This window comes from Saliniramus fredricksonii (assembly GCF_900094735.1).
Lineage (GTDB): Bacteria > Pseudomonadota > Alphaproteobacteria > Rhizobiales > Beijerinckiaceae > Saliniramus > Saliniramus fredricksonii.
The window spans coordinates 118,356-139,838 of record NZ_FMBM01000002.1 but is presented as its reverse complement, the minus strand read 5'-3'; the positions used below and the strand labels follow the sequence as shown (position 1 = coordinate 139,838).

At 65.4% G+C, this 21,483-nt stretch carries 21 protein-coding genes; 10 read left to right on the top strand and 11 right to left on the bottom strand.

The features are described from left to right. On the top strand, positions 1-2,046 hold the full coding sequence (locus GA0071312_RS07215; RefSeq protein WP_074444401.1) for a flagellar biosynthesis protein FlhA: 2,046 nt from the start codon (positions 1-3) through the stop codon (positions 2,044-2,046). A 126-nt stretch (positions 2,047-2,172) separates the two neighbouring features. Then, complete coding sequence (locus tag GA0071312_RS07210; RefSeq protein WP_074444400.1) at positions 2,173-3,135, top strand: OmpA family protein; 963 nt, start codon at positions 2,173-2,175, stop codon at positions 3,133-3,135. A 3-nt stretch (positions 3,136-3,138) separates the two neighbouring features. Here GA0071312_RS07210 and GA0071312_RS07205 read toward each other — a convergent pair whose 3' ends face one another. From GA0071312_RS07205 to purH, 4 genes are all read right to left on the bottom strand, one after another. After that, complete coding sequence (locus tag GA0071312_RS07205) at positions 3,139-3,882, bottom strand: cysteine hydrolase family protein (protein ID WP_074444399.1); 744 nt, start codon at positions 3,880-3,882, stop codon at positions 3,139-3,141. Positions 3,883-3,950: 68 nt separating this feature from the next. Further along, the gene (locus GA0071312_RS07200; RefSeq protein WP_083204411.1) at positions 3,951-4,448 is read right to left on the bottom strand and encodes a TRAP transporter small permease subunit; all 498 of its coding nucleotides are present in this window, start codon (positions 4,446-4,448) and stop codon (positions 3,951-3,953) included. 89 nt (positions 4,449-4,537) lie between these two features. Continuing rightward, positions 4,538-5,104, bottom strand: a complete 567-nt coding sequence (locus GA0071312_RS07195) for a hypothetical protein (protein WP_083204410.1) — start codon at positions 5,102-5,104, stop codon at positions 4,538-4,540. A gap of 16 nt (positions 5,105-5,120) precedes the next feature. Continuing rightward, complete coding sequence (purH, locus tag GA0071312_RS07190; protein WP_074445983.1) at positions 5,121-6,713, bottom strand: bifunctional phosphoribosylaminoimidazolecarboxamide formyltransferase/IMP cyclohydrolase; 1,593 nt, start codon at positions 6,711-6,713, stop codon at positions 5,121-5,123. Positions 6,714-6,899: 186 nt separating this feature from the next. Here purH and glsA point away from each other — a divergent pair, with 186 nt between their 5' ends. Next, positions 6,900-7,874: a glutaminase A gene (gene glsA / locus GA0071312_RS07185; RefSeq protein WP_074444397.1), complete on the top strand. Its 975-nt coding sequence runs from the start codon at positions 6,900-6,902 to the stop codon at positions 7,872-7,874. 25 nt (positions 7,875-7,899) lie between these two features. Here the strand turns inward: glsA and GA0071312_RS07180 are convergent, their stop codons facing one another. Next, positions 7,900-8,871, bottom strand: a complete 972-nt coding sequence (locus tag GA0071312_RS07180; protein ID WP_074444396.1) for a bifunctional riboflavin kinase/FAD synthetase — start codon at positions 8,869-8,871, stop codon at positions 7,900-7,902. A 314-nt stretch (positions 8,872-9,185) separates the two neighbouring features. Here GA0071312_RS07180 and GA0071312_RS07175 point away from each other — a divergent pair, with 314 nt between their 5' ends. The 3 genes from GA0071312_RS07175 to GA0071312_RS07165 all read left to right on the top strand — a co-directional run bounded on the left by GA0071312_RS07175 (position 9,186) and on the right by GA0071312_RS07165 (position 11,360). Continuing rightward, positions 9,186-9,569 carry a response regulator gene (locus tag GA0071312_RS07175; RefSeq protein WP_074444395.1) on the top strand — a complete coding sequence of 128 codons (384 nt, stop codon included), beginning with the start codon at positions 9,186-9,188 and terminating at the stop codon, positions 9,567-9,569. Between the two features lie 160 nt (positions 9,570-9,729). After that, positions 9,730-10,329, top strand: a complete 600-nt coding sequence (locus tag GA0071312_RS07170) for a protein phosphatase CheZ (protein ID WP_083204409.1) — start codon at positions 9,730-9,732, stop codon at positions 10,327-10,329. Positions 10,330-10,511: 182 nt separating this feature from the next. Continuing rightward, positions 10,512-11,360 carry a chorismate mutase gene (locus GA0071312_RS07165; RefSeq protein WP_074444394.1) on the top strand — a complete coding sequence of 283 codons (849 nt, stop codon included), beginning with the start codon at positions 10,512-10,514 and terminating at the stop codon, positions 11,358-11,360. 23 nt (positions 11,361-11,383) lie between these two features. Here the strand turns inward: GA0071312_RS07165 and cobO are convergent, their stop codons facing one another. Next, complete coding sequence (cobO, locus tag GA0071312_RS07160; protein WP_074444393.1) at positions 11,384-12,004, bottom strand: cob(I)yrinic acid a,c-diamide adenosyltransferase; 621 nt, start codon at positions 12,002-12,004, stop codon at positions 11,384-11,386. Positions 12,005-12,075: 71 nt separating this feature from the next. Beyond that, on the bottom strand, positions 12,076-12,630 hold the full coding sequence (secB, locus tag GA0071312_RS07155) for a protein-export chaperone SecB (protein WP_074444392.1): 555 nt from the start codon (positions 12,628-12,630) through the stop codon (positions 12,076-12,078). A gap of 421 nt (positions 12,631-13,051) precedes the next feature. Between secB and GA0071312_RS07150 the strand changes: the two genes are divergently transcribed. From GA0071312_RS07150 to leuB, 4 genes are all read left to right on the top strand, one after another. Beyond that, positions 13,052-13,762: a Tim44/TimA family putative adaptor protein gene (locus GA0071312_RS07150; protein WP_074444391.1), complete on the top strand. Its 711-nt coding sequence runs from the start codon at positions 13,052-13,054 to the stop codon at positions 13,760-13,762. A gap of 44 nt (positions 13,763-13,806) precedes the next feature. Then, entirely contained in the window at positions 13,807-14,970 is a 1,164-nt protein-coding gene (mltA, locus tag GA0071312_RS07145; RefSeq protein WP_165603981.1) for a murein transglycosylase A, read from the top strand. Beyond that, positions 14,967-15,734 carry a monofunctional biosynthetic peptidoglycan transglycosylase gene (mtgA, locus tag GA0071312_RS07140; protein WP_108721837.1) on the top strand — a complete coding sequence of 256 codons (768 nt, stop codon included), beginning with the start codon at positions 14,967-14,969 and terminating at the stop codon, positions 15,732-15,734. The genes mltA and mtgA overlap by 4 nt, the downstream gene beginning before the upstream one ends. 91 nt (positions 15,735-15,825) lie before the next feature. Then, positions 15,826-16,938, top strand: a complete 1,113-nt coding sequence (gene leuB / locus GA0071312_RS07135) for a 3-isopropylmalate dehydrogenase (RefSeq protein ID WP_074444389.1) — start codon at positions 15,826-15,828, stop codon at positions 16,936-16,938. Positions 16,939-16,956: 18 nt separating this feature from the next. Here the strand turns inward: leuB and GA0071312_RS07130 are convergent, their stop codons facing one another. The 4 genes from GA0071312_RS07130 to GA0071312_RS07115 form a co-directional block, all read right to left on the bottom strand. Beyond that, a complete protein-coding gene (locus GA0071312_RS07130; protein WP_131817732.1) occupies positions 16,957-17,916 on the bottom strand; it encodes a hypothetical protein in 960 nt (319 codons plus the stop codon). 211 nt (positions 17,917-18,127) lie between these two features. After that, a complete protein-coding gene (locus tag GA0071312_RS07125; RefSeq protein ID WP_074444387.1) occupies positions 18,128-19,252 on the bottom strand; it encodes a DegT/DnrJ/EryC1/StrS family aminotransferase in 1,125 nt (374 codons plus the stop codon). A gap of 151 nt (positions 19,253-19,403) precedes the next feature. Then, on the bottom strand, positions 19,404-20,033 hold the full coding sequence (locus tag GA0071312_RS07120) for a hypothetical protein (protein WP_074444386.1): 630 nt from the start codon (positions 20,031-20,033) through the stop codon (positions 19,404-19,406). 138 nt (positions 20,034-20,171) lie between these two features. After that, a complete protein-coding gene (locus GA0071312_RS07115) occupies positions 20,172-21,374 on the bottom strand; it encodes a pyridoxal phosphate-dependent aminotransferase (protein ID WP_074444385.1) in 1,203 nt (400 codons plus the stop codon). Positions 21,375-21,483 lie beyond the last annotated feature (109 nt).

Genomic DNA, 21,483 nt, shown 5'->3' with positions numbered 1-21,483 from the left:
ATGAGCCTGATCAACCGCCTGCTCGCGGAGATGTCGAAGCGCCAGGATCTGGTCTTCGCCTTCTTCTTCGTGATGATCGTCGTGATGCTGGTCTTTCCGCTGCCGACCTGGCTGGTGGACGGGCTTCTGGCCGTCAATCTGACAGTGTCACTGGTGATCCTGATCTCGGCCACCTATCTCAAGCATCCGCTGGAGATGTCCTCGTTTCCCTCGATCATCCTGCTCACCAGCATGTTGCGGGTGGCGATGTCGGTGGCGACGACGCGCCTGATCCTGGCCACCGGCGATGCCGGCCAGCTGATCGTGGCCTTCGGCGAATTCGTCATCGGCGGCAATCTCGTCGTTGGTCTGGTGATCTTCCTGATCATCGCCACCGTGCAGTTCATGGTGGTGACGAAGGGCGCCGAGCGGATTTCGGAAGTCTCCGCCCGCTTCACCCTCGATGCCCTGCCCGGCAAGCAGATGTCGATCGACAATGACGCGCGCAACGGCGACATCACCGCCGAGGAGGCCCGCGACAAGCGCCAGACCCTGCAGCTCGAAATGCAGTTCTACGGCGCGATGGACGGCGCCATGCGTTTCGTCAAGGGCGATGCCATTGCCGGCCTGATCATCGTCTTCATCAACCTCGTCGGCGGCATGACCATCGGCATGATGCAGCGCGGCCTCTCCGCCGGCGAGGCAGGAGAGCTCTATGTGCTGCTCTCGGTGGGCGACGGGCTGATCGCGCAGATCCCGGCCATGTTCATGGCGCTCGCCGCCGGCACCATCGTCACCCGCGTCACCACGGATACGAGCTCCAATCTGGGCCGCGATATCACCAGGCAGCTCGGCGCCGAACCCAAGGCGCTGGGCGTTGCCGGTTTCGTGGCGATCGGCATGGGATTCACGCCGGGCTTTCCGACCATCGTTTTCATGCTCCTCGGCGGCACATTATGCTACGTCGCCTGGCGCATGGGGCGCGATCCGACCGAGGCGAAGGCTGCGACGGGTTCGGAAAAGACCGACGGCACGGCCCCCGAAACGGGCGAAGGCGCGCAGCCCCCGGCGGATGCGCCACCGCCGGCATTGCCCGAGGGCGCGCCGGAGGATCAGCCGATGGATCCGCTCAATGATGCGTCGCTGCCGCTTCGCCCGGCGCAGCAGGGGGATATCATCGTGGTCGGAGCGAATGCAGCGACGCTGGCCTTGTTGTGTCCGGATTCGGCGTATCGGTATGTGGAAATGGGAAAAAAGGCATTTCTTTTAATGATGGGATTCTCAGCACCACCAGTGGGTTTCAAATATGCAGACGGGCTCGATGACGGCGTTTTTTCCATCAGTATCGATAACGTGCCAGCGGTCACCTTACGTATTGATGGTCTGGCACCGCCCAAGCCAATGACTGACCGACAAGCGCAACAATACGCGACTGAAGTCGAAAAGGTCCGCAGGCAACACGCCGCCCAGCTCTTCGGCGTGCCGGAAGCCCAGCAATGGCTCGAGGATATCCAGCCGGCGGTCGGGCGCATGGCGAATGACATCCAGCAGCTCATGCCATTGCTCAACATGGTGGAGACCCTGCGTCGGCTACTCGCCGAACAGATCGGCCTGACACCGCCGCGGCTCATCCTCGAAGGCCTCGTCCAGGCCACGCAGCGCGCCAAGGAACCCGACGGCTATGCGGAGGTCGTGCGGACCTTCCTGCAACGGCAGATCTGCCATTCGGTGGCCGATGGAAACAAAACCATCGAAGGCATGGTCCTCGGCCCGGATTGCGAAACCAATTTCCGCCGCATGCTCAACCCGGACCCCCAGGGCGGCCCGCCTCCGGGCAAGGATTTCGTCGAGAGCTTCATCGCCCATGTCAGGGAGCGCCTTCCCTCGATCCAGGAAGATGCAAAAAAACCGATCTTCATCGTGCCCCCGGATATCCGGCGCCCGTTCATCCAGATGCTGCGTAACCATGATGTTTTCACACGCACCATCGGCTACAACGATATCGCGTCGGGCTATCAGGTGCGCACGGTCGCGGTTCTGACCCTCGAGCAGCAGCAGGCGGCGTGAGCCGGCGCGGGTTTTCGCAAACCGCTTGCCAGACCGGCCTCGATTTCGTCATCCTCTGCGCGCAAGAGCGCGGGGACCGGCTTGCGATTCGCGTCGCCGGGCAAAGCGTGGATCCAGGGGTTTCGTATGCGTCTGTTCATTGCCGTCGCGATCCTGTGCGCAGGTGCGACCAGCGCAGCACTCTTTTATGAGGGGATGCAACGCTTCGGCGACCTGCCACAGCCGGAGGCAGGAGCTTCCCTGGCCGCGACGGATGCGCCGCAGGACAACCGGGACTCTGTCGCCATGACCGGCTCGATCACCTCCGGCGCGCGCGCAGACGAGGCGGGTGCCGGCAACGCGACGAATGGCGAGAGCGGCCTCACCCTGCGCCGCAGCGATGCGCGCATCCGCGTCAACGGGACACTGCCGGATCTCGACATGGTCGACCTGTTTCGCGAGACCGCCCGCGAGCGCTTCCCGACACTTGCCTTCGAATCCGGCCTGCGCGCCGATTCCGATCTCGATCCCGGCATCGTCGAAGCCGGGATCGCCGGCATGATTGCCCTGTCGCGCCTCGCCGCAGGGGAGGCCCGCATCGCCGACGGCATCATCGCGGTGGAGGGTGAGGCGCTCTATGCGCAGACGCAGGAGAGCCTGATGCGCGGCCTCGACGGGCGCATCCCGGAAGGCTGGGAGATGAAGCTGACGATCAGCGAGCCGGCCCTGCCGGAGATTCCCGATATCGCCATGTGCCAGGCCGAGATATCCGAAAAACTCGCCGATGAACCCATCGTCTTTGCCTCCGGCGCAACCAGCCTTGGTGATGAGGCCGCGCCGCTGATGGATTCGCTCGCGATCCTCGTCGACGAATGCGCCCCCGCCCCCGTCGAAATCGGCGGCCATACCGATTCGGACGGGCCGGCGGAGACCAATCTGCGCCTGTCGCAGGAGCGCGCCGATTCGGTGCGCGATGCGCTGATCGCCCGCGGGATCGACGCAGCGCGGCTGACCGCCGTGGGCTATGGTGAGACCGAGCCGCTGGTGCCCAATGACAGCGATGCCAACAAGGGCCGTAACCGGCGCATTGAATTCCTGATCATCGAGTGAGGATCATCCACGCGCGGTGGCGGATTTTGCATCGATCAGCGCGCGCAATTCATCGGATGCCATCACGTTGCAGTAGATATTGTTGATGATCTCCAGCTCGCGATGATGCAGTGCGTCTGTCCCCGCCGCGCAGCAATCCTCGACCACCACCACGTGAAAACTCTCATCCGCCAGCGAGCGCACGGTGGAGGAGACGCATTGATCGGTGAAGACGCCGACGCAGATCACCGTGCGGATTCCCATATTGTCGAGCAGAAGCCGCAGATTGGTGCCTGTCACCGCCGAATCGGTGGTCTTGGTGACCACGATCTCGTCTTCCAGCGGCGCAAGTTCCGGCACGACCTGCGACGGTGTGTCGCGATGCGGCAGGAGGATGTTGTTCCAGCCCGGCAGTTTCTGGCTCAGAGAGCGGTCGCGCCCGTCGCGTTTGAGGGCGGCGATGCGGGCGAACATGCACTCGATGCCGAGATCCCGGCAATGCTTCAAAAGCGCCCGGATATTCGGCACGAGCACATTCTCGAAACGCGCGTGAAACGGTGTCCAGGCGTCGTAGCGCGCGCGCTCGGGCGGGCTCAGCGTCTGCGGGTCGGGCCGGTCGCGATAGGTGTTTTGCACATCGATGACGAGCAGGGCCGTCGTCGCCGGGTCGAGCGGCGGCGGCGACGGCTCGGGCGCATCCGCGTAATAGAATGAACGATAGGCGGTTTTCCAGGATTGCGGATGCGCGTTGTTCTCGTTCTGGCTCATACCGGCTCCCCATCTCGAAATCGCTGTCACGGAAATCTGTCACGCCCGCGCAGGGGATGCAAACCGCCTCAGGCGCGCCCGGCGATACGCTTGATCAGTTCCGAGAAGGCCTGCGCCAGCAGCAGGCTCAGCCCGATCACGATGACGAGCCGGATCGGCCAGAGCGGCAGGCCACCCAGATTCGGCGAGGTCTCGCCGCTCTCGAAGGCGCGGTAGAACCAGGGTATCGCGAGCCACACATGCAGAACGCAGAACGGGATCAGCATCACGGTATGCCCGATGATGTCGAGCCGGCGGCGATAGACGGGCGGGGCGCGGGAGATCAGGATGTCGATGCGCACATGCCGGTCGAGCCGCAAGGTCCAGGCCGCGCCGAGCATCACGATCGCCGCGAAGAACAGCCATTGCGATTCGTACCAGGCATTCGACGATACGGAGAACAGCCGCCGCGAGAGGGCGAGCCCGGCAGCGACGAGGATCGCGGCCAGCACCAGCCAGGAAGCGGCCCTGCCGATCAGGGCGTTCACCCGGTCGATTCCCCGTGACAGGCAGAGCAATAACCGCATCCGTCGCCGTCTCCACTGTGTGCGGAAACGGCTTAACGGGAAAACCACCCGGTGAGCAAGCCAGCTGGTCGCGCGGTCTTCGCCGGAGCCTATCGCGGATGTGCGACGTAAACCGTCAGATCGACACCCGCATCGGCGTCGATCACCCGCGTGGCGCCGGGTCTCAGCCCGCCTTCGCGCAGGAGCGCATCGGTGTCGCGCCCCGCTTCGACACCGCGCAGGAGGCCGCGCCCGTCGGGGATGGCGGCGCGGGTGGCGCGGGAGAGGTGGAATTCGCTGAAACGCAGGCCGGGCGGGCTCTCATGCAGGAAATAATCAAAGGCGACCTGCCCGCCCGGCACGCCGATACGCCCGCCAGCGGGCAGGAGCCGGGCACAGACCTCGTCGAAGGCAACCTCTTGCGGCGCCCACCACCAGGCATCTTCACGCTGTTCGAGCCCCGCAGCACCGCGCGACATGACGAGGCGCCGGCGATTGGCACGGTTCGGCGTGGCACGGTGGCTGGCACTGCCCAGAACGCACAGATCCGCCCGGTCGAGCTCGGCCTGGAAGTAGGCCCAGTCGGCCTCGTTCATCAAGGCCGGCGGAAAGGCGCCCGTCGCATCGGCGATGCGACCGTGCCGGCAGACAATGGCATAGCCGTGGATGCTGATCATCGCCCGCCCTCCCCGATCAGTGACGGAAATGACGGTGGCCGGTGAAGACCATGGCGAGACCGGCATCGTCAGCGGCGGCGATCACCTCCTCGTCGCGCATCGAGCCGCCGGGCTGGATCACGGCGGTCGCCCCCGCTTCGGCTGCGGCGAGAAGGCCATCGGCAAAGGGGAAGAACGCGTCCGACGCCACGACCGAGCCCTTGGCGAGGCTGTCAGTCAGCCCCTTTGCCCGCGCGGCCTCGCCCGCCTTCCAGGCCGCGATGCGCGAGGAATCGACCCGGCTCATCTGGCCGGCGCCGATCCCGACCGTGGCGCCATCGCGGGCATAGACGATCGCATTCGACTTGACGTGCTTGGCCACCCGGAAGGCAAAGCGCAGATCCGCCATCTCGCGCGCATCCGGCGCGCGCTTCGTGACGACCTTAAGTTCCATGTCGTCGACCACAGCCGCGTCACGCCCCTGCACCAGCAGACCGCCGGCAACGCTGCGGATCGCGAGCCCGGGCGCGCGCGGATCCGGCAGGCCGCCGGTGAGCAGCAGCCGCAGGTTCTTCTTGCCCGCGATGATGGCCTTTGCCTCCTCATCCGCCTCGGGCGCGATGATCACCTCGGTGAAGATCTCGACAATCTTTGCGGCAGCCTGCGCGTCGAGCGGTCGGTTCATGGCGACGATGCCGCCGAAGGCGGAGACGGGATCGCAGGCCAAAGCCTTCTCATAGGCCGCGCGCAGGCTCTCGTCCTGCGCCACGCCACACGGATTGGCGTGCTTGACGATGACGACGGCCGCACCCGCAGCCGGATCGAATTCGCCCACGCACTCGAACGCGGCGTCGGTGTCGTTGATGTTGTTGAAGGACAATTGCTTGCCCTGGACCTGGCGCGCCGTGGCGACGCCGGGGCGATGCGAGCCGTCGGTATAGAAGGCCGCCTTCTGGTGCGGATTCTCGCCATAGCGCATTTCCTGCGCGAGGGCGCCGCCTGCGGCACGGTAATCCGGCGCGTCGATGGCGAGTTCGCCCGCGAGCCAGTTGGAGATCGCCGCGTCATAGGCGGCGGTGCGGGCATAGGCCTTCTGGGCCAGACGCCGGCGCAGGGTAAGCGTGGTCTGGCCATCATGGGCGTCGAGATCGGCGAGCACCGCCTCGTAATCGGCTGAATCGACAACGACGGTGACATCCTGATGGTTCTTGGCGGCGGCGCGGATCATGGCCGGGCCGCCGATATCGATATTCTCGACGCAATCATCGTAAGGCTTGCCGGCGGCGGCGGTGGCCTCGAACGGATAGAGATTGACCACGAGCAGATCGATCGCCTCGATCCCGTGGGCAAACATCGCCGCCTGGTGCTCGGGATTGGCGCGGATGCCCAGAAGCCCGCCATGCACCTTGGGATGCAGGGTCTTGACCCGCCCGTCCATCATTTCGGGAAAACCCGTCACCTCCGAGACTTCCAGCACCGGAAGCCCGGCCTCGACCAGAATGCGGTGCGTGCCGCCGGTGGAGACCAGCGTGATGCCGCGCGCATGCAGTTTTTCGGCGAAGACGACGATGCCGGTCTTGTCGGAAACGGAAAGCAGGGCGCGGGCGACGCTCTTGGTATCGGTGGGCATGATCTCGATCCGGAAAATACGGGCAAAAGCGCGGCTGCGCCGGGATGCGGGGCGGTTAGCACGAATGCGCGCGCGAAGAAACCGGCTTGTGGATTCCCGCGCATGACCGCAGATCATGAACCCGGTCCCGATCCGCGCGTTGTCGATCGGTCGCAACCATGCGATCAATCAGCGGGAGGGGCGGGCATGCCGGGCAATCACGATGAGGACACGCGCCTGCAGAAGGTGATCGAGGGCATTGCCGCGCGCATGGCGTGCGAGACGGAGCGCGGCACGGTTCGCCCCGGTGATGACGACAGCCGTCTGGGCGCTTTCGGCATCGCCGTTCAGACTGCAGACGGCGCGCTGCTCAAGGCCGGCGATCACGCCGAGCGCTTTCCGATCCAGAGCATTTCCAAGGTCTTCGCGCTGACCATCGCGCTGGAGCATGCCGGCGAGGATCTGTGGCGGCGGGTCGGGCGCGAACCCTCCGGCGACCCGTACAATTCCATCATAGACCTTGAACGCCACCAAGGCATGCCGCGCAACCCCTTCATCAATCCGGGGGCGCTCGTCGTCGCGGATGTGCTTCTGGCCCATGAAGAAGCGCGCGAGGGCGTTCCCGAGCCGGTGCGGGCGCGGATCGCGCAATTGCTCGGCATCACCGAGCCTGCGCAATGGCCGCCCTGCGAAACAGCGGGCCTCGACTCACCGGAGACCGGTCATGTCAACCGCGCGCTCGCGCATCTGACCCGGTCCTACGGCAATCTCGAACACGAGGTCGAGCAGGTCATGGCGGTCTATCTGCGTCAATGCGCGGTGCGCCTCGATTGCGGGGAACTCGCCCGGGCGGGACGCTATCTGACACTGGAACGTAACGGCATGGCGACGGATTCGGCGCAGGATGTGCGGCTCGCACGGCGGATCAACGCGCTGATGCTGACCTGCGGACAATATGACGGTTCGGGCGAATTCGCCTATCGCGTCGGCCTGCCGGCGAAGAGCGGTGTGTCGGGCGCCATTCTCGCCATCGCGCCCAACCATGCCAGCATCGCCGTCTGGTCGCCGGGGCTCGACGAAGCCGGGAATTCGGCGCTCGGCACCCGCGCCCTCGCCTGCCTCGCCGAGGAAATGGACTGGTCGGTCTTCGGGGCCAGCGGGTTGCCGGACGAGCGCCTGTAAGGCCGCATGCGCAATCGGGACATGCTCAATCGGGATCGGGGGTGATCATCGAGGGCGTGGTATCCGCCTGCGCAAGAACGGTGCGGGCGCGCGCGGAATCATCATCCATCTGCGCGATCAGCGCCTGCGCGCTCTCGAACCGCGTCTCCGGGCGCAGGAAGGCGAGGAATTCCACATCGGCCTGCGCACCATAGAGATTGCCGGAAAAATCGAACAGGAAGGTCTCCAGGAGCGGCGCCCCGTCATCGAAGGTCGGGCGCCGACCGAAGCTTGCGACGCCGTCATGCAGCGCGCCGTTGACCGCCATGCGCACCGCATAGATGCCATGGCGCAGGGCGCAGGCGTCACGCAGCGCCATGTTCGCCGTCGGATAGCCCAGATCGCGCCCGCGCTTCTCGCCATGACGGATCGGCGCGGTGACGAACCAGCGATAACCGAGCAGCCGGTTGGCGGCGGTAATGTCGCCTTCGGTGAGTGCGGCGCGGATGGCACTGGAGGAGATCGCACCGCCCGTCTCCTCGACCACGGGGACGACGTTGCAGGCGATATCATGCGCTGCACAGAAGGCCTGCAGAATCTGCGGATTGCCCTCGCGCCCCTTGCCGAAATGAAAATCGTGGCCGACCACGACACCCGACGCGCCGATCTCCTCCAGAATGAATCGCGTGAGGAAATCCTGCGCACGGGTCGCGGCGAGCGCCGCATCGAACCGGCGAATGATCACCCCGTCGAGGCCGAGCCGCCGCATCACCCGCACCCGCTCGGGCTGCGGGGTGATGCGGAAGAAAGGCGTATCGGGGGCGAAGAAGGCACGCGGATGCGGGCTGAAGGTCAGGATCGCCGCCGGCACGCCACGCGCCCGCGCCATGTCCCGGGCCTGGGCAATCAGCTGCTGATGCCCGCGATGCACGCCGTCGAAATTGCCGATCGCGATGACCGCGCCGCGCAAGGCTTGCGCCACCGCCTCATCCGCACCCGTCAATATGAAGCCGCTCATGCGCTCCCTCTTGCGTCTCGATTTCGCATCACCGGTCTGTCGCGAATGACCAATACAGGCAAGTGCGACGGATCGCGCGCGCGGTCAAGCGCCACCCGCCCCTTGCAACTTTTCCCGGCGGACCACAACCGGCGTGGTTAAGCTTTTGCCAACCCAAATCCATTTCAGCCGGTACAATTAACCGCTTTTCAAGGGAGCGGGGCTAATGCTTCTCGTGGCGGGAGGACTTCTCGGAGCCCTCCGATACCGATCAAACAGACTCATTGGGACCGCCGCATATCCCTGCGGCGCAAGAGCAAACTGGAGCTTGGGACATGGGCCTCGACCTCAAGATGCCGATCCTCGTCGTCGACGATTATCAGACGATGGTGCGCATCATTCGCAATCTGTTGAAGCAGCTCGGTTTCGAGGATGTCGACGATGCCAATGACGGCACCGCGGCCCTCGCCAAGCTCAAGGAGAAGAAGTACGGGCTCGTCATCTCGGACTGGAACATGGAGCCGATGACGGGTTACGAGCTTCTGCGGCATGTGCGCTCGGACGAAAACCTGCGTGTCACGCCCTTCATCATGGTGACGGCCGAATCCAAGACGGAGAACGTCATCGCCGCGAAGAAGGCCGGTGTGAACAACTACATCGTCAAACCCTTCAACGCACAGACGCTGAAATCGAAGATCGAGGCCGTCTGCGGCGCCTGATCCGCAGGCGCGGGCGTTGCGAGGTGCATGCGGATCCGGAAGCGGATCCGCCGCGCCGATCGTCGATATTGCCGATCGGGCCGCAATTGCGCGTGTCGCGAACGAAACATGCTGCGCGCGTCAAGACCGCTGATCGACAGGGACGGGGAAAGGGCAGGACATGGCAAGAGCCGCGACGAGTGCCGCCATACGCAAGACCGCGACCGAGGCGCGTCCGCGTCGCCGCAAGCAGGAGGCCGGCGAAGCGGAGCCGCAGGTCGATATCCGCATGATCGCGCAGGAACTGACGCGCGTTGCCGATTACATCTCGCGGCTCAAGAACGAGATCGGCGCGCTGCGCGCCAACGAACTCTACCGCGATCGGCTTCCCGGAGCCCATGACGAACTGGGCAACGTTGTCAACGCCACCGCCTCGGCAACGAATTCCATCATGGAAGCAGCCGAGGAGATTCTCGGCTATGACGATGCCGATCTCGAGACCTACCGTACCCGGGTTCAGACCCGCGTGATGGATATATTCGAGGCCTGCTCGTTCCAGGACATTACCGGCCAGCGGATCAGCAAGGTGGTGGAGCATCTCGCCGCCGTCGAGAAGCGGCTTTCGCATTTCGCCAGCGCCGTCAATGCACGCGATGCGGATCTGCCCCCGGATCCGGAAGAAGCCCGGCGCCAGACGCGCAAGGAGGTCTTCCTGCTCAACGGTCCGAGCGCTGACGGGGACGGCGTCAGCCAGAACGATATCGACGCGCTGTTCGACTGAACGGCGCGACCGGCGGGGCCTGCTGCGCATTGCCGCAACGCCGCCTTCGTCCTGCGCGGCTTGTCAGAAGCCTGTGAACCTGCAAACACAACGATGGCGGCATCGTCTTGCGCGATGGCGCCCGAACGCCGTCGCATGGCGCGACGCCGGTTTCCGTCCGCCCGATTGCCGCGAGCCCCATCATGTCCAGCCCCAATGACGAAGCCGCCCCCGTCGATCTCGATGCCCTGCGCGCGGAAATCGACCGGCTCGACCGCGAAATGCACGAGCGTCTGATGCAGCGCAGCGCCATCATCGAGCGGCTGATCGCGGTGAAGAAGACCTCGCAATCGGGCTCCGCCTTCCGTCCGGGGCGCGAAGCCGCCATGATGAAGGCGCTGGCCGAGCGCCATTCCGGGCTTTTGCCGCTCGATACGGTCGAATCGATCTGGCGGGTGATCATCGGCACCTTCACCTATGTGCAGGCGCCCTACACGGTCCATGCCGATATCTCCGCCGGTGACGGGCCGATGCGCGATTCCGCGCGCTTCCATTTCGGTTTCACCGTTCCCTATCAGCCCCATCCCGATGCGCGCGCGGTGATTGCGGCGGTCGCCGGCGGGCGCGGCGATCTCGGTATCTTCCGCCTCGACCAGGGCGCCTCCGCAGGTGACTGGTGGAACGGGCTGATCGGGCCCGATCGCCCCAAGGTGATCGCCCGCCTGCCCTTCATCGAGCGCGACGATCACCCCGCCGGAACGCCGATCTTCGTGATTTCCAAGCCCCTGGCTGACGCCGCAATGCGTGACGTGGTCCTCTACGCCGCGCGGTTCGAGCGCTGGCGCTCGGAAGCCGCAGGCGCGATTGCGGGAGCCGGCGGCGAGATCGTCTGCACCACGGGCGTCGCGGGTCAGTTGTCGATGCTGTTTTCGGTGCCGGGTGATCTTGATATTCAGGCGCTGACCGATCTGCTGACGCAGGCCGGGGCGGCACCGGCGGAGATCGCCGAAATCGGCTCGCATGCCGCGCGCTATCGCAGTGACAGGGGCTGAACCGGCGCGCGGGGGCCCGCACGTCAGTATTCCACGCCCTTCTGCGCCTTGATGCCCTGTTTGAACGGGTGCTTCACCGCCTGCACCTCGCTGACGAGATCGGCGATCTCGATCAGCTCCGGCTTGGCGTTGCGCCCGGTGAGCACGACATGGGTCATCGGCGGCTTCTCGTCGCGCAGGAAGGCGATGACGTCGTCAAGGGGGATGTAATCGTAGCGCAGGGCGATGTTGATCTCGTCGAGCAGGACCATGTGAATGGCGGGATCGCGGATCAGTTCCTTCGCCTTCTCCCAGGCTGCCATCGCCGCCGCGACGTCGCGGGCGCGATCCTGTGTCTCCCAGGTGAAGCCTTCACCCATGGTATGAACCGTGCACAGATCGGCAAAGCGCGTCTTGAGCACGTTGCGCTCGCCGCTCTCCCAATTGCCCTTGATGAATTGTACAACGGCGCAGGGCATGCCGTGTCCGACGCAGCGCATGATCATGCCGAAGCCGGAGCTGGATTTGCCCTTGCCGGGGCCGGTATGGACGATGATCAGGCCCTTCTCGCCCGTCTTCGTCTCCATCATCCGGTCTCGCGCCACCTTGATCTTCGCCATCCTGGCGTTGTGGCGGGCATTCTTCTCGGATTCGGTCTCGCTCACCTGATCGGCTCCTGAAACGGGCTCAAGACGTCAGGCGGGCCGGGCGAGCGCCCGACCCGCGCGGGTAAGGCTCACGCGTTTTCGGAAGCCGGGGGCGTCTGACCGCCGGGCTCTGCATTGCCGCCAGCCTGCTGCGCCTTCTGGGCTTCGGCGACGCGCTGGCGGTAGAGCGCCACGAAGTCGATCGGATCGATATAAAGCGGCGGGAACCCGCCATTGCGCACGGCATCGGCAACGATCTGGCGCGCGAAGGGGAAGAGCAGGCGCGGGCATTCGATCATGATCACGGGATGGATCTGGTCCTGCGGCACGTTCTTCACGCGGAATATCCCGCAAAAGGCAAGATCGAAGGCGAAGAGCGTGTTCGCATCGTTCTTGGCGCTGCCCTCGAGCTTGAGTTCGACTTCGTAATCGGTCTCGCCGAGCTGCTTGGCGTTGACGTTGACCTGGATCGAGATCTGCGGCTGCTGCTGTTGCGGCGCCAGCGATTGCGGCGCATTCGGATTCTCAAAGGAGAAATCGCGCGTGAATTGCGCGAGCGCATTCAGTGACGGCGCGGTGTTCTGCTGCGCCTGCGTGCCGGCGGCAGCCGGATCGGCGCCATTGGTGTTCGGGGTATCGGCCATGTCGATCAACCTCTGTCAGAGCGGATATGCGCCGCGCGGCGCAGGATGAAACGATGCGCGCGACCCTTCGGCGCATGTGCCCTCATTTCGGGACGGCACCGGCACGGGTCACGGTTGCGTTCGCAAGGCCGCTAACATGCTTCAAGCGCCCAAACAAGCGCGTCGGCCCGTGATCCGCGCGATTCGCACCCCCTGCGCCGGACGGTCGGACGGCGCCCGAGCCAAAAAAACGCCACGCGATTTCGGATTTTCTCGCTATTCTGCGCCGGGGTGGTAGATGTCCGGGCAAGACGTTCCCATATTGGGGGTGGCCGCTGCCCGTTGCGACGCCGGAGGCGTTGACGGGCATGGCCGAATGTGTTTCCACCCGGAATGAAACGGGTGGGGCGTGTTTTACCCTGGAAACCAGGCCGGATCGACGATGCAAGAGTCTTTCGACATCACGACGCTCATCTTTCTCGCGCTGGCAGTCTTCGTGATCTGGCGGTTGCGATCCGTGCTGGGCCAGAAGACCGGCCAGGAGCAACCGCCCCAGGAACCGTTCCGACGCGGCGCCCCGCAATCGGATCGCTCCGGGCAGAAGTCCGAAGGCAATGTCGTGCGCCTTCCCGGCGCCGAGCAGGCCGAGCAGCGGCTTGCCTCGGTTGATCGCTGGAAGGGCATCGCCCAACCCGGCAGTTCCATCGCCGACGGATTGGACGACATCGTGCGCCAGGAGCCGGATTTCGATCCGCGCGGCTTCCTGGAAGGCTCGAAGATGGCCTACGAGATGATCGTCTCCGCCTTCGCCACCGGTGATCGCGAGACGCTGAGGAATCTCCTCGCCAAGGACGTCTACGAGGGTTTCGAGCAGGCCATTAGCGAGCGCGAATCCCGCGGTGAAACGGCGGAAACCACCTTCGTGGCAGTGGACAAGGCCGAGATCGTCGAGGCCGAGGTGAAGAATCGCGTTGCCCAGATCACCGTGAAGATCGTCTCCGAACTCATCACCGTGACGCGTGACGGCGAGGGCAATGTCGTCGATGGCAGCCCGGATGCGGTGGTCGACGTCACCGATGTGTGGACCTTCGCGCGCACGCTCGGCTCCAACGATCCGACCTGGCATCTGGTGGCGACCGAAGCCGGGCAATGAACTTGCCCGGCGTGCTTCGCCGGTTCCGGACGGGAGCGATGGCCATGGCTGCGGTTTTCCTCGCCGGTACCGCCGCCCCGGTATCGCTTGATGCCGTGGCCCGTGAACGCGCCCAACTCGTGCCCCTCGATTTTGCCGCTCTCCCGGGCTGGGCCGAGGACGATCACGACGCTGCCTTCGCCGCCTTCATGCGCTCCTGCGAGGGCCCCGCGCGCGAGGCGCCCGACAGCCCCGTCACCCTGCGCCCCGGTATCGCACTGTCCGAAGATCTGGCAGAGATCTGCGCACGCGCGCGGCTCTGGCAAGGTGGCGCGCGCGCTTTCTTCGAAGCGCATTTCATGCCGCACCATGTGATTCCCAATGAGGGCCGGTCGTTTCTCACCGGCTATTACGAGCCCGAATATGAAGGCGCGCGGCAGCCCGGTCCGGATTTTTCCGCAGCCCTGCGCCCGCGCCCGTCCGATCTGGTCACCCGTAATGCGGAGAATCCGCTCCCCGGGATCGACGAGAACCTCGCCGCCGCGCGGCGCCTGCCCGATGGCAGCCATGTCCCCTACCCGGATCGCGGCGCGATCATGGACGGCGCCATCGACGATCTCGCCCCGCCGATCGTCTATCTGCGCCATCCAGCACAGGCCTTCATCATTCATGTCCAGGGGTCGGCGCGCATCCGCCTCGACGATGGTGGCGTCATGCGCGTGGGCTATGCCGGGCGCAACGGCCATCCCTTTACCGCGATCGGGCGGCTGCTCGTGGAGCGCGGCGCTATTGCCCTCGAAGAGATGAGCCTCGCGCGGCTGCTGGGCTGGCTCGAGGATCCCGCCAATGCCGCGCAGGCGGATGCGCTGATGCGTGAGAACCGGTCTTATATCTTCTTTGCGGAAAACCGCGCGCTTGCCGCAGAAGACGGCCCTATCGGCGGAGCCGGCGTAGCGCTCACGCCGCATCGTTCGCTGGCAGTCGATCGCACCATCTGGCCTTATGGCCTCCCGGTCTGGCTTTCGGGCACCTTGCCCGATGCCGATAATCGCGAGGCGCGTCTGGCACAGCTGATGATCGCACAGGATACCGGCTCGGCCATCACCGGGGTGGCGCGCGGTGATTATTTCACCGGCAGCGGTAATGAGGCCGGGCGCCAGGCCGGCTATATCCGCCACCATCCGGATTTCATCGTTCTGTTGCCACGCGCGACCGGAGGCGGGCCGTGATCGGCTGGCGCAGAAGCGGGCGCGACGCCGGCACCGCCGCATCGACGGACGCGCCACCGCCGGCGAAGAGAGGGCGCGGGGCGAAGAGCCGCAAGCGGCAACCGGGCTTCCTGCGCCGGCTGTTCGCACGCCTGCTGCGCGCAATCCTGCTGCTCGTCCTGCTCTTCCTCGCCTCGAATCTGCTCTTCATGTTCGTCACCCCGCCCTCCACGATCATGCTCGCACGCTGGCTCACCCTGCAGCCGGTCGCCCGCGAAACCGTCCCGCTCGAGGCGATCAGCGCCGAATTGCGGCTCATGGTGATCGCCTCCGAAGACGGACAATACTGTCGGCATCTGGGGGTGGACTGGCGCGAATTGCGTCAGGTGATCGAGAGCGGCGGCGCGCGCGGCGCCTCCACCATCTCGATGCAGACGGCCAAGAACGTCTATCTCTGGCCGCAGCGTTCCTATATCCGCAAGGCACTGGAGATCCCCATCGCGATCTGGCTCGATTTTCTCTGGTCGAAGCCGCGCATGCTGGAAATCTATCTCAATATCGCGGAATGGGATGAGGGCGTGTTCGGCGCCGAGGCCGCCGCGCAGCACTATTTCAACCGCTCCGCCGCCGATCTCACCCGCCATCAGGCGGCGCTTCTGGCCACCGCACTCCCCGCGCCGCAAAGGCGCAATCCCGCCGCCCCCTCGGCGGGGCATGCGCGGCTTGCCGAGCGCCTCGCGTACCGGGCGGTGCGCTCGGGGCCGATCGCAGCCTGCGTCGAGTGAATCACGGCTTGGCATATCCGCGCTTGCTCTGAAGGGTGGTTTTCGTCAAAAGCAGGCAGGAATTCATTTCGCGACGACAGACGAGGCACCCATGGCGACCCACAAGCTCCTTCTCCTCCCCGGCGACGGCATCGGCCCGGAAGTGGCCGCCGAAGTCGAGAAACTCGTCGCCTGGTTCACCCGCTCCGGAATCGCCGCCTTCGAGACCGAACGCGATCTCGTCGGTGGCGCGGCCTATGACGCGCATGGTGTGGCGATCAGCGAAGATGCCATGAAGAATGCCAAAGCCGCCGATGCGGTACTGTTCGGTGCGGTCGGCGGGCCGAAATGGGCGGATGTGCCTTACGAACACCGCCCGGAAGCCGGGCTTCTGCGCCTTCGCAAGGATCTTGGTCTTTTCGCCAATCTGCGCCCCGCCATCTGCTACGGCGCGCTGGCGGATGCCTCCTCACTCAAGCGCGAACTGGTCGAGGATCTCGACATCCTGATCGTGCGCGAGCTCACAGGCGGCGTCTATTTCGGCGAGCCAAAGGAGATCGTCACCCTCGAAGACGGCCAGAAGCGCGCCGTCGACACCCAGCTCTATACCACCGGCGAGATCGAGCGCATCGCGCGCGTCGCCTTCGATCTCGCCCGCAAGCGCAGCAACAAGGTCTCCTCGGCGGAAAAGCACAACGTGATGAAATCCGGCGTGTTGTGGAAGCAGGTCGTCACCGCCGTGCACGGTGCGGAATTCTCCGACGTCGCCCTCGAACATGTGCTCGCCGACAATTGCGCCATGCAGCTCGTGCGCAATCCCAGGCAATACGACGTCATCGTCTGCGACAATCTCTTCGGCGACATCCTCTCCGACGTCGCGGCCATGCTCACCGGCTCGCTCGGCATGCTGCCCTCGGCCTCGCTTGGCGCCGAAGACCCGGCAACGGGCAAGCGCAAGGCGCTCTACGAGCCGGTCCATGGCTCCGCGCCCGACATTGCGGGCCAGAGCCGCGCCAATCCGCTGGCCATGATCGGCTCCTTCGCCATGAGCCTGCGCTATTCCTTCGGGCTGATCGAGGCGGCGGACATGCTGGAAGGCGCCATCACCGACGCGCTGGCCAATGGTGCGCGGACCGGCGATATCGCACCGGCCGGTACCAACAGCCTCTCCACCACCGAAATGGGCGATGCCATCCTGCGTGAACTGGAAAAGCGCGCCGGCTGAGGCGCGGCGGACGCTGCCTCAATCGCCTTCGGGGCGGGGCGGCGGCTTTGGTGGCCGCGTCCCGGACGGGACGGCTCTGTCGCCGCTCTCGTCGAGCACATTGAGCAATCCCGCGATATCCTGCGGCGCATCGCGCGCCGGCGTGGCTGTCTCCGCTTCGCCGGTACACGCGCCGGCAGCATTGGCCGGAGGCAGCAGCGTTTCACCGCTGATTCCGTCGACGAGGTCGATGTCATCGATCATGCAGGCCAGAGCGGCAGGATCGGAAGCGGTACCGCAGGTCCAGCCTGCAAGCAGGAACCCGCCATCGCCGGCGGGCTCAGGGCTGCGAAAGGCAAGGCAGTCGCGGGCGAGCCCGTCTTCGAGCACCATCTGCGCCACGATCAGCGGCAAGCGCCGCGTCTCCACCTGCTCCTGATCGCGCACCCGCTGCACGGCGAGCCCGGCCTCCGCAGCATCGAGGGTGGTCGCGACGAAGAAGGAATGGCGCGGGCGCGCCGCCGCACCGCGCAAAAGCACGAGATGCAGATGGGGCTCGTCGCTGCCAAAATCTCCCAGGGTCATGGCATCGCGCCGCGCTCCGTCATCGCGGATCTCCGCATGATGCGTGAACCTTGCCTGTGCGAGCGCATCGGGCAGGGCCGAGACCGCGATATCGCGCGATGGAGCGGGCCGCCAGATCGGCGGCGGTGTTGCGAGCGCCGGCGCATCGGCACGCACGCGCGGCTCCTGGACGCGCGGGCCATGGGGCGCATCTTCGTAATGCTCGATGGCGGCGAGCGTCAGAACAGTGATGAGCGCCGTCGATCCGAGCATCAGCCGGATCAGCGGCAGACGCCGGCGACGGCGCGGCTTGTGCACAGTCTCATAGGCAGGCGCGCGGGCAGGCGGACGGGCAGATGGGCGCGCAGCAGGGTCTCCGGCACCGATGGCGCCGAAATCCATATCCTGCCAATCCTGCAAGCCGCGTGACGCCACGCGCAGCCTCCCGTTCTGCTTGCGGAGGCGGCAGAAACCGCGTCCGACGGATGGATCAGGCCACCCGATAGCGGCAGAATCGAGAGATTTCTTTCAGAATCGATTGACGCTGTCCGGGTTTCCTTCGGCAGCGTGAATCGTTGGTTAGCGCGCGCATCCTTCGGTCAGGCGGGTATTGGCTGACGGTCGACATGATGCGCCGAAAAATGCCTCAGGCACCCAGCGCCGCGCGCGCCGTGGCGATGACGTGATCCTGATCCGCCTCGTCCAGATAGGGATGCATCGGCAGGCTGACCACCTCTTGCGCCAGCCGGTCGGTCACCGGCAAGCCGTTACCAGCACTCGGATAACGCGCATACGCGTCCTGTCGGTGCAGCGGGCGCGGATAATAGATCGCCGTCGGCACGCCGGCATCGCGCAGGCTCGCCTGAAAGGCCGAGCGATCGAAACCGGGAAGGCGCAGGGTGTATTGCGCCCAGACCGAGCGCGCATCCGCCATCACCTGCGGCACGACGGCGCAATCGGACAGACCTGCCGCATAGCGTGCCGCGATCCGGTCGCGCGCCGCGATCTCGTCGGCAAAGACGCGCAGCTTCTCGATCAGCACTGCCGCCTGGATGGTGTCGAGGCGGCCATTCATGCCGATGCGTGCATATTCGTATTTGTCGGCGCCCTGGCCGTGATTACGCAGGGAGCGCAGCACCGCATCGAGTTCGGAATCGTCGGTGAAGATCGCCCCGCCATCGCCATAGCAGCCCAGCGGCTTGGCCGGAAAGAAGCTGGTCGCCGTGGCGTCACCGATGGTGCCGACCTTGCGGCCCTGATAATGCGCTCCGAAACTCTGCGCGGCATCGGCGAGCAGCCACAGCCCCTCGCGCGCGCAGACGGCTTCGATCGGCGCATAATCCGCCGGCTGGCCAAACAGATCCACGGGGATCACGCCCACGGGCCGCAGGCCCTGTTCGCGCGCAGTGACGAGCCCGGCTTCGATGCTGTCGATGTCGAGATTGAAGGTGTCCTCGCGCACATCGACGAAGACCGGCGCGGCGCCCAGCCAGCAGATCACCTCCGCCGTCGCGGCGAAGGTGAAGCTCGGGCACAGAACGGCATCGCCGGGTTTCACCCCCTTCGCCATCAGGATCAGCGCCAGCGCATCCGTTCCGCTGCCGCAGCTGACCACGTGTTTCGCCCCGCAAAAGGCTGCGAGTTCCTCTTCGAGCTGCCCGACTTCCGGCCCCATCACATAGGCGCCGTGGCGGACCACCGCGAGAATGGCCTCTTCCATGCGCGGGCCGAGCGCCGCGCGCTGGGCGGCAAGATCGATGAAGGGAAGCATGGGCAAGGGTCCCCGAAAGACGTAGCGTCACCGCCGGCTGAGCCGAAGGATTCGCGTGATTCACTGTGAGTTCCGTTTAGCCGCTGCATCGCCGCGTGCAAACGACTGCGCAATCAAGATTCGTAACCGATTGCGACAATACCCGCCCGGCTCAGCCGTGGCGCCGCACGATCAGGGCATGCGGTGCGAGGGCGATCAGGCTGAAGCCGGCAAGCGCTGCGGCCTCTCCCGGCTCCATCGGCCAGACCGGCCATTCACCGTAGAACGATATGCCGCTCTGGCCCGGCAGAAGCAGGATCAGGCCAGCGAAGACGAGGGCGGCGTATCGCATCAGCCCGGTGGCGAGGCGGGCCCGACGGGTACGGCCCGGTTCGGCGAAACCGAGTCGCACGAGAATCACGCCCGCCCCCAGCACGAAACCGAAGATGATCGCCGCAAAGGCGATGCCGACCAGCCAGGCCGCGCCGAGCATCACGCCCTCGACGAACATCATCCCCCCGGCGAAGAAGGCCGAGCGGGCAATGATGCCGCCGAATGTGGGATACAGCGCCGCCGCGAGCAGCGCTGCCACGGCGAGCGGGGCGGTGACGAAGCGGGCAAGCGCCAGATCGCTCGGTTCGAGCAGCGCGACGGCGATGATGCGCGCCACGGCGTAGATCACGAGGATGATCAGCGGCGCGAAGGTATCGAAGAAGAAGCCGTGCAGGATCGGCGCGAAGGGCCCGGCCTGGATCTCGAAACGGCTGATCCCGCCGAAACCCAGAGCTGCCGCCGCGATCACGGCAATGATGAGCGGCGACAGCGCGACGAAGGGGCGGCGCGCCCGTCCGGCGGCAAGATGGCTGCGGCTTTGCGTTGTCTGATCCGGAATCGGGATGGCCTTCCTCCGCTGGTTGAACGCATTCAGCCGTGCAGGGCCTCAGCCCAGCGAGCCGCAGAAGCGCTGAATGCGGTTGCAGGCATCTTCCAGAACCGTGTTCGACGTCGCATAGGAGATGCGCAGATTGGGGCCGAGCCCGAAAGCCGAGCCGTGTACCGCGGCCACGCCCTCGGCTGCGAGCAGTTCGGAGACGAAATCCTCATCCGTCTCGATCACCTTGCCCGATGGCGTGCGCTTGCCGATCGCCTCGGCGCAGGAGGGATAGACGTAGAAGGCGCCTTCCGGCATCGGGCATTTCAGATATTTCGTCTGATTGAGCATCGAGACGACGAGCTCGCGGCGCTCGGCGAAGGCCTTGCGGAAGACGTCGAGATGCGCCTGCGTTCCGTCCAGCGCCTCGACGGCAGCCCATTGCGAGATCGAAGCGGCCCCCGAAGTCTGCTGGCCCTGCACGAAATCCATGGCCTTGATCAGCTTCTCCGGCCCCGCCGCATAGCCGATACGCCAGCCCGTCATGGCATAGGCCTTGGAGACGCCGTTCATGGTCAGCGTGCGCTCGTAAAGATTGGGCTCGACCTGGGCGGGGGTGACGAACTTGAAATCGTCGTAGACGAGATGCTCGTACATGTCGTCGGTCAGCACCCAGACATGCGGATGGCGCATCAGCACGTCGGTGATCACCTTCATCTCGTCCCAGCTATAGGCCGCGCCCGAGGGGTTCGAGGGCGAGTTGAGGATAATCCACTTCGTCTTCGGCGTGATGGCGCGCTCAAGCGGCTCGGCCTGGAGCTTGAAATTGTCATCCATGCTCGTATCGACGAAGACCGGCGTGCCGCCACACAGCCCCACCATCTCCGGATAGGAGACCCAGTAGGGACGCGGGATGATCACCTCGTCGCCGGGATTGAGCGTGGCGAGCAGCGCGTTGTAGATCACCTGCTTGCCGCCCGTGCCGACGATGGTCTGCGCGGGCTTGTAGTCGAGATCGTTCTCGCGCTTGAACTTCTTCGCGATCGCCTCGCGCAGGGGCACGATGCCGGAAACGGGCGTGTATTTCGTCTCGCCGCGCCGGATCGCCGCGATGGCGGCTTCCTTGATATTCTCGGGCGTGTCGAAATCGGGCTCGCCGACGGAGAGGCTGATGACATCGACGCCCTCCGCCTTCAGCTCACGCGCCTTCTGCGTGATGACGATGGTGGCGGAAGGCTTGATGCGCGACAGCGCGTCCGACAGAAAACCCATTCTCTCCTCCGAAATTACGGTGCCCGCCGCGATTCCGGCACGCGACGCGAACCTAATCCCGCCGCATGGCGCAAGGCAAGACGAAACCGCGCCGGTTGGGGATGGGCGG

What these genes read in the sequence shown, in the direction of transcription:
- GA0071312_RS07215 (WP_074444401.1), top strand. Translation starts at nt 1, where the DNA reads ATGAGCCTGATCAACCGCCTGCTCGCGGAGATGTCGAAGCGCCAGGAT.
- GA0071312_RS07210 (WP_074444400.1), top strand. Translation starts at nt 2,173, where the DNA reads ATGCGTCTGTTCATTGCCGTCGCGATCCTGTGCGCAGGTGCGACCAGC.
- GA0071312_RS07205 (WP_074444399.1), bottom strand. Translation starts at nt 3,882, where the DNA reads ATGAGCCAGAACGAGAACAACGCGCATCCGCAATCCTGGAAAACCGCC.
- GA0071312_RS07200 (WP_083204411.1), bottom strand. Translation starts at nt 4,448, where the DNA reads ATGCGGTTATTGCTCTGCCTGTCACGGGGAATCGACCGGGTGAACGCC.
- GA0071312_RS07195 (WP_083204410.1), bottom strand. Translation starts at nt 5,104, where the DNA reads ATGATCAGCATCCACGGCTATGCCATTGTCTGCCGGCACGGTCGCATC.
- purH (WP_074445983.1), bottom strand. Translation starts at nt 6,713, where the DNA reads ATGCCCACCGATACCAAGAGCGTCGCCCGCGCCCTGCTTTCCGTTTCC.
- glsA (WP_074444397.1), top strand. Translation starts at nt 6,900, where the DNA reads ATGCCGGGCAATCACGATGAGGACACGCGCCTGCAGAAGGTGATCGAG.
- GA0071312_RS07180 (WP_074444396.1), bottom strand. Translation starts at nt 8,871, where the DNA reads ATGAGCGGCTTCATATTGACGGGTGCGGATGAGGCGGTGGCGCAAGCC.
- GA0071312_RS07175 (WP_074444395.1), top strand. Translation starts at nt 9,186, where the DNA reads ATGGGCCTCGACCTCAAGATGCCGATCCTCGTCGTCGACGATTATCAG.
- GA0071312_RS07170 (WP_083204409.1), top strand. Translation starts at nt 9,730, where the DNA reads ATGGCAAGAGCCGCGACGAGTGCCGCCATACGCAAGACCGCGACCGAG.
- GA0071312_RS07165 (WP_074444394.1), top strand. Translation starts at nt 10,512, where the DNA reads ATGTCCAGCCCCAATGACGAAGCCGCCCCCGTCGATCTCGATGCCCTG.
- secB (WP_074444392.1), bottom strand. Translation starts at nt 12,630, where the DNA reads ATGGCCGATACCCCGAACACCAATGGCGCCGATCCGGCTGCCGCCGGC.
- GA0071312_RS07150 (WP_074444391.1), top strand. Translation starts at nt 13,052, where the DNA reads ATGCAAGAGTCTTTCGACATCACGACGCTCATCTTTCTCGCGCTGGCA.
- mltA (WP_165603981.1), top strand. Translation starts at nt 13,807, where the DNA reads ATGGCTGCGGTTTTCCTCGCCGGTACCGCCGCCCCGGTATCGCTTGAT.
- leuB (WP_074444389.1), top strand. Translation starts at nt 15,826, where the DNA reads ATGGCGACCCACAAGCTCCTTCTCCTCCCCGGCGACGGCATCGGCCCG.
- GA0071312_RS07125 (WP_074444387.1), bottom strand. Translation starts at nt 19,252, where the DNA reads ATGCTTCCCTTCATCGATCTTGCCGCCCAGCGCGCGGCGCTCGGCCCG.
- GA0071312_RS07115 (WP_074444385.1), bottom strand. Translation starts at nt 21,374, where the DNA reads ATGGGTTTTCTGTCGGACGCGCTGTCGCGCATCAAGCCTTCCGCCACC.